We start from the raw sequence: 15,284 nt of genomic DNA, 5'->3' as shown, positions 1-15,284 counted from the left end.
TGACTGGACAATCGGCCACGAACGGTCGCATAGATGTTCAATTCAGTTGTTTTTAATTCCAGATGGTTTGAACTAAATTCCAAATGGTATTCACACAGGGGAAACGCTTATGAAAGTTGCAATAATTGGCGGCACCGGATTTGTTGGTTTACACATCACCCGTCATTTGCTGGCGGCTGGTCATGTTCCGCGTTTGCTCGTGCGTTCGGGCAGTGACAAAAAAATCGCGCACGCTGAAGCCTGTGAAATTGTTCACGGCGATGTCAGTAATCTACCATCGCTGCTCGAATGCGTGCGTGGTTGTGATGCGGTGATTTATCTGATTGGCATTCTGCGTGAATTTCCAGCGCAAGGTATTACCTTTGAGGCGCTGCAATATCAGGGTGTCGTTGATACGATTCAAGCGGCACAAGACAATTGTGTCGGGCGCTTTATTTTAATGAGCGCTAACGGCATTCGTCCCGATGGCACTGCCTATCAGCGCACCAAATATCGCGCTGAACAGGCACTGAAAGAATCGGGATTGCGCTGGACAATTTTCCGCCCGTCAGTGATTTTTGGTGATGCCGAGGGGCGGATGGAATTTTGCTCACAACTGAAGCAGGATATTATTGATAGCCCACTGCCAGCGCCATTATTTCATGCTGGGCTACTGCCATTCAAAGCTGGATTATTTGAACTGGCACCCGTGAGTATTAAAGATGTCGCCGATGCCTTTGTGCTCGCGGTTACTGAATCGCGTACTGAATCGCAGACCTATACGCTCTGCGGCCCAGAGCGTTTAAGCTGGAAAGCGATTTTAAGCACCATTGCTGCGGCATCAGGACGTACCAAACTCATGGTTCCAGCGCCAGCATTGGCGATTAAACTTGCTGCTGGGTTATTGGATCGCTTCCCCTGGTTTCCGATTTCACGCGATCAAATTCAGATGCTGATGGAAGGCAATGTCTGCGCCGAAAATGATAGCTTTGCGCGTCTCGGTTTAACGCCAACGCATTTTAGCCTTGACCAACTCGAATATTTGACACGCGGCAATTAAAGCTGAACTGATCTGATCCGACTCGCCGTGAAGCCGACACTTCACGGCGTTATGCTGTTTATCTGCTTTATTTGGTTTATCCCGTATTCCGCATCCCCGCCGCTAACGCATTGATTGAGCGTAACAGCGGATCAAGCCATTCTTCGCGCCGCGCTGCATCTGCTTCCGAGCGATACCGCTCTAATAGCACAATCTGGATATAATTCAGTGGATCGAGATAATGATTGCGCCGCGCAAGTGAATGCCGCAATTCAGGTGTTTCATCCATCAGCGCATGTAATCCAGCGACATTGAGTACCTGCACCAGCGTGCGCTGATATTCCGCTTCAATCAGACCTAAAATCACGGTCGCCTGTTCTCGATCTTCCGCTAATCGCAGATATTCGCGGGCAATGTGCATCTCAGCTTTAAATAGCGACATCTGTGTATTCGACAAGAGCGCCCGAAAATACGGCCAATCTTGATACATTTTTTGCAGCTTCGCCAAGCGTGCAACATCATTACCGCGATAGCGTTCAAGCGCCTGCCCAATACTAAACCAAGCTGGCAGGGTGACTCGCGCCTGCCCCCAACCAAATACCCAGGGAATCGCACGAATTGACGCCAGCGACCGATCTGCTTTGGTGCGATGTGCGGGACGTGAGCCAATATTCAGAAGCGCAATGCCATCGAGTGGCGTGCATTCATAGAAATAATCGAGAAAACCATCGGTATCGCGTACCAATGTACGATAGGCGTGTTCACCATAACGCGCTAATTCATCCATAATAGCGAGATAATCGCGGCGTTCCGGTTCGGGCGGTTCAATTAAACAGCGACTGGCTTTAATTAAACCGCTAATTCCGAGTGTTAATTCATAGCGTGCCGTTTCGGGATTAGCATAGCGATAGGATAAGACCTCGCCTTGTTCGGTGAATTTGATTTGACCATGTACGGTATCAACCGGCTGAGCTAAAATCGCTTCATGCGTCGGGCCACCACCGCGCCCAACTGTACCGCCGCGCCCGTGAAATAAACGACAGGCCACACCGCGATCATCGGCTAAAGCGATGATCTTTTTCTGTGCTTCAAACAGTTTCCAGCTTGCGGCGAGAATCCCACCATCTTTACAGGAATCCGAATAGCCGAGCATCACTTCCTGTTGATTACCGGATGCCCGTAATAGCGCCAAATAGGTCGGATCATCAAACAGCCGACTCATCACTTGATCGATATGGCTGAGATCCTCAATCGTTTCAAATAGCGGTGAGACTTGCAGGGTGCAAAACCAACCGTGATTATCAACTCCCACTAATCCGGCTAAACGCGCTAATAACATCACTTCCATGACATGACTCGCCGCATGAGTCATGGAAATCACGTATTGACCGAATACCCGTGCGTCAATTTCAGCACGCATCCGTGCTATGACTTCAAAGGTTTCCAGCGTTTCGCGGGTTTCAGGCGTTAATGTCGCTTTATCAATCACGAATGGATGCGGATGAGCAATGGCTTCGGCAAGCGCCATTAACCGCTGTTCTTCGCTGAACGCTTGATAAAAGGGTGCGCCGGGTTGACGGGCAAAAAGTTCTGTAACGGCTTGGGTATGGCGGGTGGATTCTTGGCGAATATCAAGCTGAACTAAATGAAAGCCAAAGGTTTCAGTTAAGCGAATGAGATCTTGCAAGGCACCGGCAGCGGCACTGGCATCACCATGATGAATGAGTGAATCACGAATCAGCAGCAAATCAGCTAAAAATGCCGCTGCACTCGCATAGCCATCGGGTAAATGACCGGCATCACGCCCGTCTAAACGACAGCGTAAGCGGTCGAGATTAGCTTGCAGTCGATGTTCCATCAGCGCCAATTTACGGCGATAGGGTTCAGAAAGAAACCGCCGCTGGCGCTGTCCCATCACGCCGAGCCAATATTCTTCATCCGCATCGAGACTATCGAGAAATGCTGGCGCGGGTTGACAGAGGGTATTTGAATGACTCAGCACACGACTAAGATCATTTAAACGCACTAGATAGGTTTCGAGAATTAATTCCGCGTGCATCCGCACAGCTAATTCGGTGATTTCGGGTTTGACGAATGGATTGCCGTCACGATCACCGCCGATCCACGAACCAAAGCGAATAAAACTCGGCACCTGAATGCCACAGCTTGTACCATAATTGCGCCGCACCGCTTTTTCTAAAAAGCGATAAACTTTGGGCACGGCTTCAAATAAAGATTCACGGAAAAAATACAGTCCTCGACGAATTTCATCCGTGACCTGCGGTTTATGAACGCGCACCTCGTCCGTTTTCCATAAAATCTGAATCTGGGTCAGGATGTCTTGAAGTTTATCTTCTAGCTCTTCTTCGTTGAGCTTGAGGCGGTGTAAATCTTGTCCAGCGAGAAATAAGCGGCGAAAGGTTTCAGCAACGGTGCGGCGACGGGCTTCAGTCGGATGGGCGGTAAAAACCGGCAAATACACTAATTGCTCAAGCAAACTTTGAAAATGCTCAGGACTGATGCCATCGGCTTTAAATTGGCGCACGGTGTCATCAAATGAACCGATCCATAATCGCTGGCCAGCGGCGATTTGATCCATACGTGCCAGATGCGCGTTTAATTCTTCAGCGACATTCACCAGCCCAAAATATAGGGTAAAAGCGCGAATCACTTCAATCAGCGTCTGTGAATCCAAGCTTGCGATGCGTTTCATCAATTTTTCGCGCAAGTCGGGATCTTCACGTTCGCGCAATTGCATAAATCCATCGCGTAACCGCTCGACAATGACTAAAACGCGCTTGCGACTGTGTTCGCGCAAGACCTCGCCTAAGAGTGCGGTATAAAGCTGGATATCACGCTCCAGCATGGAATGATGGGGATGTTCGTTCATAACAAATCAACAATCCAAAAGCGTTGAGGTTGGCTATGATTAAGCCAACTGAAAAAAGAGGTTTGGAATGCACGCGCTGACGCGAAGCAAGCGTATTGACTAGATGAATTATTCGCTCGCGTCGCGTCGCCGCGTGCGATAGGTGTCATCGAGATGCGGCAGCAGCGTGACCAAGAGTTCTTCGGCATCCTGCGGGCGACGCGCTGGATCCATCGCCATCGACCAATCGACGGCGTTGAGCAAAAACTCGGGATAACGGTCTTTGAGTGCGTCAACTGCTGGGATCAATTGGTCATCTTTTTGACGCTCCGGCGCCGGTTGCGGTGTGTGCCCGTCCATGCAGGTGCGCAGACTGGCCCCGACTGCGTACACATCTGTCCAGGGGCCGACTTCGCCATCACGAAAATATTGTTCGAGCGGCGAATAACCGGCGGTGATGACCTGACCGCCCCGCGAGCGGCTGCGATTGAGCGGATGCACGGCACCGAGATCGAGCAGCAACGGCATGTTGCCATGCCGCAGATGAATGTTGCCGGGTTTGACATCGAGATGCACCATCGAGCGGCGGTGCATCAGCGCCAGCGCATCGAGTACCGGCACAAACACATCGAGCAAAAACGAGGTGCTCAAGCCGCCTTTGCGCTCCTGCAAATAGGCACCAAGATTGCGCCCGCGCTCGTTGGGCATGACCATATAGCCGGTGTCATTGGCGAGCAAAAACGCCAGCACCCGCACAATATTCGGGTGATGCAGCGAGGCCAGCGCCTTGACTTCCTGAAAAAATAGCTTGCGCCCATGATGGAGACTTTCGGCATAGCTCATGCTCATCGGCACGACACGTTGCTGCACGTCGCGCCGCGCCAGCTTCTTGGGCATATACTCTTTGATGACGACTTCTTCGCCCGTGTCCTCATCGGTGGCGAGATAAATCAGGCTAAAGCCGCCCTTCGCAATCGGTTTGATGATGCGATACGCGCCCACTTGGGTGCCTGGTGTAAGCGTCTCTCGTGCGGCGGCCATGATCGCGGCGGTGCGACTCCATGCAAAGATTAAGCGGATAAAAAGACGCGGTATACTGCGTGCTAGATTTATGATAAACCCAGTCTGGGTCAATCGCGGTTGGTTTTGTGTCTTTTGCGTCTGTTGTGTCTGCGCCCGATCCGGTTGTGCCGCTTGACCCAGATTCCCGCCTCGACGAGTTGCATAAACACACAATGATTAAAAGTATGACAGCGTTCGCCCGCGTCACGCAGACGGGTGAGAGTGGTGAATTGACTTGGGAATTACGCACGGTCAACCATCGGTTTTTCGAGCCGCATCTGCGACTGCCCGAAGAGTTGCGCGGACTCGACACTCAGGTGCGGGCGCGACTGGCAGCGCGGCTGCAACGCGGTAAGCTGGATGGTCAGTTGCGCTATATTCCGGCGCAGGGTACGCCGAATGCGCTCCAGCTCAATCGCCCCTTTGTTGCGCAATTATTAGCCGCTGGGCAAGAACTCGCGGAACTGCTGGGGCGGCCAGCCGAGCCGACGGCATTTGAGCTGTTGCGCTGGCCCGGAGTGCTGCATGAGCCGCAAACCGATCTGAGCCAGTTAGAGCAGATGGCGCTGACGCTGCTCGATCAGGCGCTCGATTCGCTGCTTGAGACCCGCGCCCGCGAAGGTGAGCGGCTGGCGCAGGTACTCCGTGACCGCTGTGATCGGCTCCAGGCGTGTACTGCCCGCGTGCGTGAGCGACTGCCCGAAATGCTCGCGAGCGTGCGCCAGCGGCTGGCCGAGCGGTTGAGCGAATTACGCGCCGAACTCGATCCGCTGCGGCTGGAGCAAGAAATTGCGCTGGTCGCCGCTCGCCTCGATGTTGATGAAGAACTCGACCGGCTCGCGGCACATCTTGATGAAGTGCGTGATGTGTTGCAGCGTCGTGAACCAGTCGGGCGGCGGCTCGACTTTTTGATGCAGGAACTCAACCGCGAGGCCAATACCCTCGGCTCGAAATCGGCGGATGTGTCGATCACCCGCGAGGCCGTCGAGATGAAGGTCTTGATCGAACAGATGCGCGAGCAGGTGCAAAACCTAGAATGAATCAGGCTCAAATCAGTCAGGCGCACCGCAATCAGACACTGGCAGCGACTGTGCCCGCACGCGGCATCTTGTTTATCGTGTCAGCGCCATCTGGAGCCGGCAAAACCAGTCTGGTCAAGGCACTGCTCGAACAGGTCGCGGGGCTGGTGCTGTCGGTTTCCTGCACCACGCGCACGGCGCGGGTCGGCGAACAGGATGGGGTGCATTATCACTTTCTTGACCGCGCCCAGTTTGAGCGCGAGATTGCTGCTGGTGCGTTTTTGGAACATGCCGAGGTGTTCGGCAACCACTACGGCACCCGCGCCGCCGATGTCAACCGCTCGTTGGCTTCCGGTCAGGATGTGATCCTTGAAATCGACTGGCAGGGCGCACGTCAGGTGCGCACCCAGTTCCCCGAAGCCATCGGCCTTTTTGTGTTGCCGCCAAGCATCGCCGAACTCGAACGCCGCTTGCGCGGACGCGGCACTGATGATGCAGCAATCATCGCTCGCCGCATGGCGCAGGCCCGCGATGAGCTAACCCATTATGCCGAATACAGTTATTTAGTCGTCAACGACCGCTTTGAGCGGGCGCTCGCGGCGCTCACGGCGATTATCACCGCCGAACGTCAGCGGCTTGCCTACCAGCGCCCGCGTCTGGCTGCATTGCTCGATCCGCTTGAAGCGTGAAGGTGACGACGCGCACGACTCTCTCGAATCTTTCCAATCTCTCTGATTAACAACCGCTAACAGACTGCATCACAGGAGCGCGGCATGGCCCGTATTACCGTCGAGGATTGCCTCGAACACGTCGATAACCGTTTTGATCTGGTGCTTTTGGCCACCAAACGTGCGCGTCAACTCGCCAATGGCGTCGAGTCGCTGGTCGCCCCAGGGCTGGATAAACCAACCGTGCTGGCGCTGCGCGAAATCGCCGCCGGTCAAATCACCCAAGCGATGATGCAGGATGCCCTGCGCGAAAGCGCCGATACCACCGCCGCGCTCGAACAGGCGCTGGCCGTCGAATTGGCCGCAACCATGCCACTGATTGGGCTTGATGCCGACGCGGACAAGGATGACAAAGACTGACGACCCCCGCGCCCCGCCGTCGGCTCCAGCACCCGCCGTGAGCCGACCCGTCGCCATCACGCGCTATCTGGTCAGCGATTTTTGCGCTGATCTGGCGACCTATTTGCCGCCGGAGCAGATTCAAGCCTGTTATGCCGCCTATTTATTCGGGGCCGAAGCGCATGAAGGCCAAACGCGCAAATCGGGTGAAGCCTATATTTATCACCCGTTAGCGGTGGCACGGATTTTGGCAGAGATGCACATGGATTATCAGTGCTTAATTGCCGCCTTGCTGCATGATGTCATTGAGGACACGCCGATTGGTAAAGAACAGGTCGCGGCCTTATTTGGGGAGCCGGTGGCCGAATTAGTCGATGGCGTCACCAAACTCACCAAGCTGGATTTTAATTCGCGTGCCGAAGCGCAGGCGGCGAGTCTGCAAAAAATGCTATTGGCAATGACCCGTGATATTCGGGTCATTCTCATCAAGCTTGCCGACCGCCTGCATAACATGCGCACGCTTGATGCAATGAGTCCGGAAGCCTGTCGGCGCATTTCGCGTGAAACACTCGACATCTTCGCCCCGATAGCAAATCGCCTCGGGATCAATTGGATTCGCATTGAATTAGAAGATTTAGGTTTTGCCCATTATTGGCCGTGGCGACGGCGCGTGATTCAACGCACCCTGCAAGGACGCAGTAGCGGCACGCGGATTGAAATGGTCGCGCTGGTGGAAACTGCCTTGCGTCAAGCCTTACAACAAGAAGGCATTGCTGGTGCGGTCGAAGGGCGACAAAAACATCTCTATGGCATTTATCGCAAAATGCGCGATAAATCACGTGGCTTTTTTGAATTAGCTGATGTCTTTGCCTTTCGCGTCACAGTTGATCGCGTTGATACCTGTTATCGCGTGCTTGGTTTGGTACATAATCTCTATAAACCCGTTCCTGGGCGTTTTAAAGATTACATCGCCATTCCCAAAGTTAATGGCTATCAATCCTTGCACACGGCACTGATTGGCCCGCAGGGAATGCAAATCGAAATCCAGATTCGTACCGAAGACATGCAGCGGTTAGCTGAATCTGGAATTGCCGCGCACTGGATGTATAAAAGCGGCGTACAAACCAGTGCTAATCCGGCCAGCCTCGCTGCCGATTGGCTGCAAAATTTGCTGGAAATGCAGCGCGAAGCCGGTAATTCGGTCGAATTTCTCGAACACGTCAAGGTTGATCTCTTTCCCGATGAGGTCTATGTCTTTACCCCCAAAGGGCGGATTTTATCGCTCAAGCGGGGCGCAACCGTGGTTGATTTTGCCTACGCCATTCATTCCGATGTCGGCAATACCTGTGTCGCCGCCCGAATTGATCGGCGCATGGCACCATTGAGCACGCCATTGCGCAATGGTCAAACGGTTGAAATTATCACTGCCCCCGGCGCACGCCCGAATCCAGGTTGGCTGAATTTTGTTGTCACGGCGCGGGCGCGGGTCAATATTCGCGGTCATCTAAAAAGTATTCAGCAACGTGAAGCGCAAGTATTGGGGCGGCGATTATTAAACGCGGAATTAACCGCACTTGGCGCAGATATTGAAACACTGGAACCGGTGCGTTTAGCGGCCTATTTAGAAGAAGCGCGTTTAGAACATCTTGAGGATTTATTTGGCGAAATTGGTCTCGGCAATCGACCGGCCCCGTTAATTGCGCGGCGGTTAATCAGTGTTGAACCGGAAGAAGCGGCAACGACCGGCAACGCCCATCCTGATGTACATCCACATCGCTTGGCTATTCGCGGCACAGAAGGCTTAGTGGTGCATTTTGCTGGCTGTTGTCAGCCAATTCCTGGCGATACCATTACAGCGGTTTTTAGTCCCGGGCGCGGTATTGTCGTGCATCGCGCTGAATGTCGTAATCTCGCCAGTTTAGAAGGCAAGCACGAAAAACAACTTGATGTCGAATGGTCACTTGAACCTGAGGGAGAATTTGCCACGGAAATTCGCGTTGAGGTGACAAATCGGCGCGGCGTGTTAGCCGAAATTGCGCGGGTGATTTCCGAACTTGGCTCAAATATTGAGCATGTGCAAACAGTCGAAAAAGATGGCGTGATGACCGATTTAGAATTTCGGTTATTAGTCAAAAGTCGTGCGCATTTAGCGCGAATTATGCGACGGGTGCGGCTGGTGTCATTTGTTGATCGGCTGACGCGGGTGTCGCGTTCTTAAAGGATGATTTAGGGTTGACAAGATTTTATTTAACAATGCAGACAGCATCTACACACCAGCAACCATCACCACCCACATCAACCACAGCCCCGAGGCCAGCACCAGCCCGCCGCCGAGCAGCAACAGCGCCAAACGCAACCACAGCGGGTGAATATAATCCATTAACACATTGCGCACACCCACCCAGCTATGCGCGACCAACAGCGACACCGCAAGCAACACCCCCAGCCTGACCAGCGGCTGACTGATCCACGCCACCAGCGCCGCATGATCGGCAGGCGGATCGACACTCACGAACCACAGTAGATACAGCGCCGCGAGCGCCAAATATACCGCCGTCGCCCGCTGCATCAGCCACGCCATCAACCCCGAAGCATGACGGCTCATCGCCACCCCCCTACCAGTAGAAAACCAACCAGCAGCACCAGCGCCGTCACCAACGTCAGCCACGCCGTGCGCCGCGCCATCACACGTTCCAAGCCCCAACCGAGATCAAGCGCCAGATGCCGTAGACCGGCCAGCAGATGATGCAGCAGGCTCCACAGCAACACGCCTTGTAGCAGGCGGCTAGGCCAGGCATCGAGCATGACAACCACGACCGCGAAGCCCTCCGGCCCCGATAGCGCCCGCTCAACTAACCAGGCCACACTGGGCAGCGCCAGCACCAGCAACAGGCCACTGACGCGGTGCAGAATCGAGACCAGCCCCGGCAGCGGCAGCGCAATCCGCCGCAGATCAAGAAACACCGGTCGCACACGGGACATCGGAAACGCACCTCGCGTATGTGTGTAATGCAACAGAATAGCGACAGAGCGCCCTATCCGGCAACTGTTACGTATCGCTTGATTCTCTACACGCCCACTTGTAGCTTGCACGCTTAACCGTCCAGCGTGACACCGCATTGTTCTATTCAGGATCGCATTCCCGTGACCGACTACAAGCCTACGCTCAACCTTCCACAAACCGATTTCGCCATGAAAGCCAACCTCGCTCAGCGTGAGCCGGAGCTGCTCCAACGCTGGCAGGCGCTGGATGTCTATAGCCAAATTCGCGCCGCTCGCGCCGGTGCGCCGACCTTTATTCTGCATGACGGCCCGCCCTACGCGAATGGCGAAATTCATATCGGTCACGCGGTCAATAAAGTCTTAAAAGACATCATTCTTAAAGCCCGCACACTTGACGGTTTTGATGCCCCCTATGTGCCCGGCTGGGATTGTCACGGCTTGCCGATTGAATTACAGGTCGAAAAACAACACGGCAAACCCGGACATAAAATCAGTGCCGCTGAATTTCGCGTTGCTTGTCGGGAATATGCCCACAAACAGGTTGAAAAACAGCGCACGGATTTTAAGCGACTTGGCGTGCTCGGTGATTGGGAGCAGCCCTATTTAACGATGGATTTTGGCTTTGAAGCAAACATCATCCGTTCACTTGGGCGGATAATTGCCAATGGGCATTTACAAAAAGGCGAAAAGCCAGTGCATTGGTGTATTGATTGCGGTTCAGCATTAGCTGAAGCGGAAGTCGAATATGCTGATAAACAATCCATTGCGATTGATGTTCGGTTTCCGGTCATTGATCCGGCAAATTTGGAATTACGCTGTCACGGCAGCCCAAATGGATGCGGTGAAGGGCCAGTCTCGGTTGTCATTTGGACAACTACGCCCTGGACATTGCCCGCCAATCAAGCCGTCGCACTCAATCCGGAATTAGAATACGTGATTGTTGAAGCCGTCACCGAATGCGGCCGCGAACGGCTGATGGTTGCAGAAGGCTTGCTGAAAGACACAATGGATCGTTGGAGTATTCAGGATTATCGCGTCGTCGGCTATGGGCGCGGGATTGATTTTGAAGGCGTCTTATTGCGACATCCGTTTTATGCGCGTGAAGTACCGATTATTGTCGGCGAGCATGTCACTTTAGATGCAGGTACCGGAGCCGTTCACACTGCGCCCGGTCATGGTCTGGAAGATTATCTAGTCGGTCAACGCTATAACCTATTAGTTGATAATCCAGTCGGTGGCGATGGGCGCTTTTTACCTCATACACCGCTTTTTGCGGGTGAGCATGTTTTTAAAGCCAATGAGCATGTGGTTGAAGTCTTAAAACAGCATGGCGCACTCTTGCTCGAAACTCGCTTTAATCACAGCTACCCGCATTGCTGGCGACATAAAACGCCGATTATTTTCCGCGCAACCCCGCAATGGTTTATCAGCATGGATCAACAGGGTTTGCGTGATACAGCCTTGCAGGAAATTACCGATGTGCGCTGGATGCCGGATTGGGGCCAGAGTCGCATTGAAGGCATGGTACGCGGGCGACCGGATTGGTGTATTTCGCGTCAACGTACTTGGGGTGTTCCGATTCCGCTCTTTGTTCAGAAAGAAACCGGCGCATTACATCCGCGTACCGCTGAATTGATTGAATTAGTTGCCAAACGGGTTGAAAAACATGGCATTGAAGCCTGGTTTGCCTTAGAGCCAGTGGATTTATTAGCTGATGAAGGTGCGCTCTATGACAAGGTACAGGATACGCTCGATGTTTGGTTTGATTCGGGTGTGACACATGCGTGTGTGCTCGAACCGCGCAGCGATTTAAGCGCACCAGCGGATTTATATTTAGAAGGTTCTGACCAACATCGCGGTTGGTTTCAATCTTCGCTGATGACCTCGGTTGCTATGTACGGCCGCGCACCGTATCGCCAAGTGCTTACTCACGGATTTACCGTGGATGCAAAAGGCGAAAAAATGTCGAAATCCAAAGGCAATGTTGTCAGCCCGCAAGCGGTCATGAAAACGCTGGGCGCGGATATTATTCGGCTGTGGGTCGCTGCAACCGATTATCGTGGTGAAATGAGCGTCAGTGATGAAATTCTCAAACGCACCGCAGACGCCTATCGCCGTATTCGCAACACCGCCCGCTTTTTGTTAGCGAATTTGCATGGTTTTGATCCAGCGGTGAATACTGTTGCACCTGAACAGATGCTTGCACTTGATCGCTGGGCAGTTGATCGCGCCTATCGGCTGCAACAGGATATTATTGCCGCCTATCGTGATTATCAATTCCATTTGATTTATCAAAAGGTGCAACAATTCTGTGTGGTTGATCTTGGTGGCTTTTATCTTGATATTATCAAGGATCGTCAATACACGACGCAAGCGAATAGCCTGCCGCGTCGTTCCTGTCAAACTGCGATGTATCACATCATCGAGGCTATGAGCCGTTGGCTGGCACCGATTTTGAGTTTTACGGCTGATGAAATTTGGACGGCCATTCCAGGCGAGCGGTCAGCGACCATTTTTACTGAAACCTGGTATCGCGGATTAAATGCGCTTGATGAGACTGACACAATGGATCGTGCCTTTTGGGAACAGATCATTGCAGTGCGCTTGGCGATTGGCCCAGCGTTAGAAGCAGCCCGCAAAGCTGGTGCGATTGGTTCATCGCTCGATGCGGAATTAGATCTGTATTGTTCTGATGCGCTGCTGGAGGTATTAAAGTGTTTAGGCGATGAATTGCGGTTTGCGTTGATTGTTTCCGAAACGCGCTTGCATTCATTCGCTGAACAGCCAGCAACAGCGGTGACAACGGAATTAGACGGGTTAGCCGTGCAGGTCATCGCCTCAGAACAGACAAAATGCGTGCGCTGTTGGCATCATCGTGCTGATGTTGGCATCAATACTGCGCATCCTGAATTGTGCGGGCGCTGTGCTGAGAATGTCGCCGGTGCGGGTGAGGTGCGGCGATTTGCCTGAAATGCGTTTTAGGTGAATTGTGAATTGAACCGCACAGCACGCTAAACGCACAAAGCGTTTTAAAGTAACCTAATTTTGAATCAAGATGGCGGCCCTTTTACTCTTTTGAGAGCCGCCATAATTGATTTTAAAGTCATGTATGGCGAAAACTACGGCTCCAATCGCACCGACAGCGCCGATTCCCCAGACGGCCATTGCCCCTTAAGCTGATTAGTCGCTTCAGCGCCACTGAAATTCAAATAGCTATATTGGCCATAATGCGGGAGCTTGCGTGCTAATGCGGGGAGCGCATCTGCTACATGCGTACCCATCCAAGCAACAGCCGTATGATCAAACCAGCGTGTTAAGACCAAGCTATCCGTCGCTGAATTAAATGGCGGTGTATTTAGCCTATTGAATTTGAGTGTATGAGACTGCGCTGTCGGGGTCACTGTAAAATCTGCTGCATGATCCGCAAAGGTCGCAAAATGCTGATTTTCCCAGCCCAATAACCATACCGGACGATCACTTGGTAATTGATCGAACGCTCGATCTTCGCGGATTTGCCATCCGCGATGACCCGTTTGCCAACGTTCAGCTAAGTGTTGATAACCCGAGCGCAGGGGTTCCGGCGCAGCAGCGGGAATTAAAATCCAGCCCTGTTCGGCACCAAATAGATTACTCAGGGTAACGGGTAATTCCCCTGGCGCTAACGCACGAAAGACTTCAAATTCAGGATCGAGCTGGAGCCGCTTGGGTTGTGTGCTCAGTGCTAAATCAAAACTATGCTCACGCTCAGTCATTGTAATTAGTTCGCGGTGCGGTGCAGCGGATTCCAGATCAATCACAAGCGGTAATGTGAGTGGATAGGGTGGCGTAATTTGCGTTTGCTGAATCCGACCGCTTATTCGATAACCGCTCGCGGTGCGCTGGGTTTGAATATCCGCTAATGCAAGCTGTGGCGCTCCGCTGCGTTCGATCCAAGTTGCAAAGAATGACTGTAAATCGCGTCCACTCACAGTCTCGAATGCGCGGCGCAGATCGGCATAATGAGCGGCGCGAAAGCGATGATCGGCATAAAATTGCCGCAGACTTTGAATAAAGTGTTCATCGCCGAGTTCACGCCGCAGCATGTGAAATACCATCGCGCCCTTGTTATAGCCAATCGCTTGACTCGCTGTACCATGCCGCTGCTTAAATTGCGTCAGTGGAAAATCACGCGCTTGACGCACATAATCAGCAAAACTTTTGAGTAGATCGCGGCGTCCTTCGCTGCCCCGGCCGCTACGTTCCATAAACCAATAATCGGCGAGATAGTTAGTGAGTCCTTCGCTCCAATTCCCAGATTCATAGTCAATATAAACGCTATTGCCCCACCAATTATGTAAAATCTCATGCGGATAAGCAGTCTGGACTATAAACGGCAAGCGCATGACCTGTGGGCCAAGCACAGTGAATGACGGCATTCCATAACCAGATTCCCAAAAATTCTCAACTAGCGCAAATTTCGCAAACGGATAGGGGCCAATTAAATCGCTATAAAATGCGAGTAATTCTAGCGTTGCCGTTAAATAGCGTTCTGCTAATGCGGCATCCGGCTCGCGCAAATAGACTTGCGCTTCCGCCGCTAAACCGGCAGCGCGTTGGCGATAAACTTGAAAACGCCCCGCCATCAAATACAGATCATCTTGCGGTTGCGATTCTGACCACTGTGATTGACCGGTTGTCGGATCGGTCGTGCCCGCGCCCTGAGCGACGGCTGACCATCCGACCGGCAGTTGTATATTGAGCGTAAACTGTTGATAGGTCTCAGGAATACGCGGATACCAGCCGCTGCTGCCGTCGAGAAACACGCCTTCGGGCGCGATGGTGCCCAGTGAGTGCTGATGCGTTCGCCCGAGATGCGCGTCGATGTGTTCGAGCGCGTGCTGGATCTGTCCGCTATATCGCAATGTGACCGCCTCGGGCGTGTGCAGTGTTAAGCGATACGCGACCAGATGCCCGAAGCTCGTGCTTGGCGTCAGCGTCGCCGTGCCGTCGATGATCTGCGGATTCAGTCCGCGATGTAGCAGCACTGTCCACTGGTTTTGCGTCTCCGGCAACCGCATCTGATCGGTCACCGCGATGCGCCCCGCAGCGGGATCAATTTCTACGTTGAGTTGATGGGCAATCAGTGGCGGCGCGGCCAGCAGCGGCGGACTGTTCATCAATAACAGCGCGGTGAACAGACCGATCAGCCAGACCGCCGCGTGACGACGAGCGGGCATGGTATCGTGTCGCGACTGCGTGCTTGGCTG

The 15,284-nt window shown here is 53.1% G+C and carries 11 protein-coding genes; 6 read left to right on the top strand and 5 right to left on the bottom strand.

Annotated elements, in window-relative coordinates; genetic code table 11:
- The first annotated feature begins 109 nt into the window (after positions 1 to 109).
- Positions 110 to 1,039: an NAD(P)H-binding protein gene (locus tag BLW10_RS01660; protein WP_091331832.1), complete on the top strand. Its 930-nt coding sequence runs from the start codon at positions 110 to 112 to the stop codon at positions 1,037 to 1,039.
- Between the two features lie 76 nt (positions 1,040 to 1,115).
- On the opposite strand, the gene ppc is transcribed toward BLW10_RS01660, so the two are convergent.
- Together ppc and BLW10_RS01650 are read right to left on the bottom strand one after the other, a co-directional pair.
- Entirely contained in the window at positions 1,116 to 3,908 is a 2,793-nt protein-coding gene (gene ppc, locus BLW10_RS01655) for a phosphoenolpyruvate carboxylase (protein ID WP_091331830.1), read from the bottom strand.
- Between the two features lie 108 nt (positions 3,909 to 4,016).
- Positions 4,017 to 4,928 carry a serine/threonine-protein kinase gene (locus BLW10_RS01650; protein WP_091331829.1) on the bottom strand — a complete coding sequence of 304 codons (912 nt, stop codon included), beginning with the start codon at positions 4,926 to 4,928 and terminating at the stop codon, positions 4,017 to 4,019.
- A 194-nt stretch (positions 4,929 to 5,122) separates the two neighbouring features.
- Between BLW10_RS01650 and BLW10_RS01645 the strand changes: the two genes are divergently transcribed.
- The 4 genes from BLW10_RS01645 to BLW10_RS01630 all read left to right on the top strand — a co-directional run bounded on the left by BLW10_RS01645 (position 5,123) and on the right by BLW10_RS01630 (position 9,253).
- Positions 5,123 to 5,989, top strand: a complete 867-nt coding sequence (locus BLW10_RS01645; RefSeq protein WP_091331901.1) for a YicC/YloC family endoribonuclease — start codon at positions 5,123 to 5,125, stop codon at positions 5,987 to 5,989.
- A complete protein-coding gene (gmk, locus tag BLW10_RS01640; RefSeq protein ID WP_091331828.1) occupies positions 5,986 to 6,657 on the top strand; it encodes a guanylate kinase in 672 nt (223 codons plus the stop codon). Before BLW10_RS01645 ends, gmk begins: the two co-directional genes overlap by 4 nt.
- A gap of 84 nt (positions 6,658 to 6,741) precedes the next feature.
- Positions 6,742 to 7,056 carry a DNA-directed RNA polymerase subunit omega gene (gene rpoZ, locus BLW10_RS01635; protein WP_091331826.1) on the top strand — a complete coding sequence of 105 codons (315 nt, stop codon included), beginning with the start codon at positions 6,742 to 6,744 and terminating at the stop codon, positions 7,054 to 7,056.
- Positions 7,043 to 9,253, top strand: a complete 2,211-nt coding sequence (locus BLW10_RS01630; RefSeq protein WP_091331824.1) for a RelA/SpoT family protein — start codon at positions 7,043 to 7,045, stop codon at positions 9,251 to 9,253. The genes rpoZ and BLW10_RS01630 overlap by 14 nt, the downstream gene beginning before the upstream one ends.
- A gap of 48 nt (positions 9,254 to 9,301) precedes the next feature.
- Here BLW10_RS01630 and sdhD read toward each other — a convergent pair whose 3' ends face one another.
- Together sdhD and sdhC are read right to left on the bottom strand one after the other, a co-directional pair.
- Positions 9,302 to 9,640 (bottom strand): succinate dehydrogenase, hydrophobic membrane anchor protein, encoded by a 339-nt coding sequence (gene sdhD, locus BLW10_RS01625; protein WP_091331823.1) that lies wholly within the window; start codon positions 9,638 to 9,640, stop codon positions 9,302 to 9,304.
- Positions 9,637 to 10,017 (bottom strand): succinate dehydrogenase, cytochrome b556 subunit, encoded by a 381-nt coding sequence (gene sdhC / locus BLW10_RS01620; protein ID WP_091331821.1) that lies wholly within the window; start codon positions 10,015 to 10,017, stop codon positions 9,637 to 9,639. Before sdhC ends, sdhD begins: the two co-directional genes overlap by 4 nt.
- Before the next feature lie 162 nt (positions 10,018 to 10,179).
- Between sdhC and ileS the strand changes: the two genes are divergently transcribed.
- Positions 10,180 to 13,008 (top strand): isoleucine--tRNA ligase, encoded by a 2,829-nt coding sequence (gene ileS / locus BLW10_RS01615; protein ID WP_091331820.1) that lies wholly within the window; start codon positions 10,180 to 10,182, stop codon positions 13,006 to 13,008.
- Positions 13,009 to 13,157: 149 nt separating this feature from the next.
- On the opposite strand, the gene BLW10_RS01610 is transcribed toward ileS, so the two are convergent.
- Positions 13,158 to 15,254 (bottom strand): M1 family metallopeptidase, encoded by a 2,097-nt coding sequence (locus tag BLW10_RS01610; RefSeq protein ID WP_091331900.1) that lies wholly within the window; start codon positions 15,252 to 15,254, stop codon positions 13,158 to 13,160.
- Positions 15,255 to 15,284 lie beyond the last annotated feature (30 nt).

The sequence above is a fragment of the Allochromatium warmingii genome, assembly GCF_900107145.1.
Taxonomy (GTDB): Bacteria; Pseudomonadota; Gammaproteobacteria; order Chromatiales; family Chromatiaceae; genus Thermochromatium; species Thermochromatium warmingii.
Note: the sequence above shows the minus strand (reverse complement) of the source record. Positions and strands in the feature narration are given on the sequence as shown.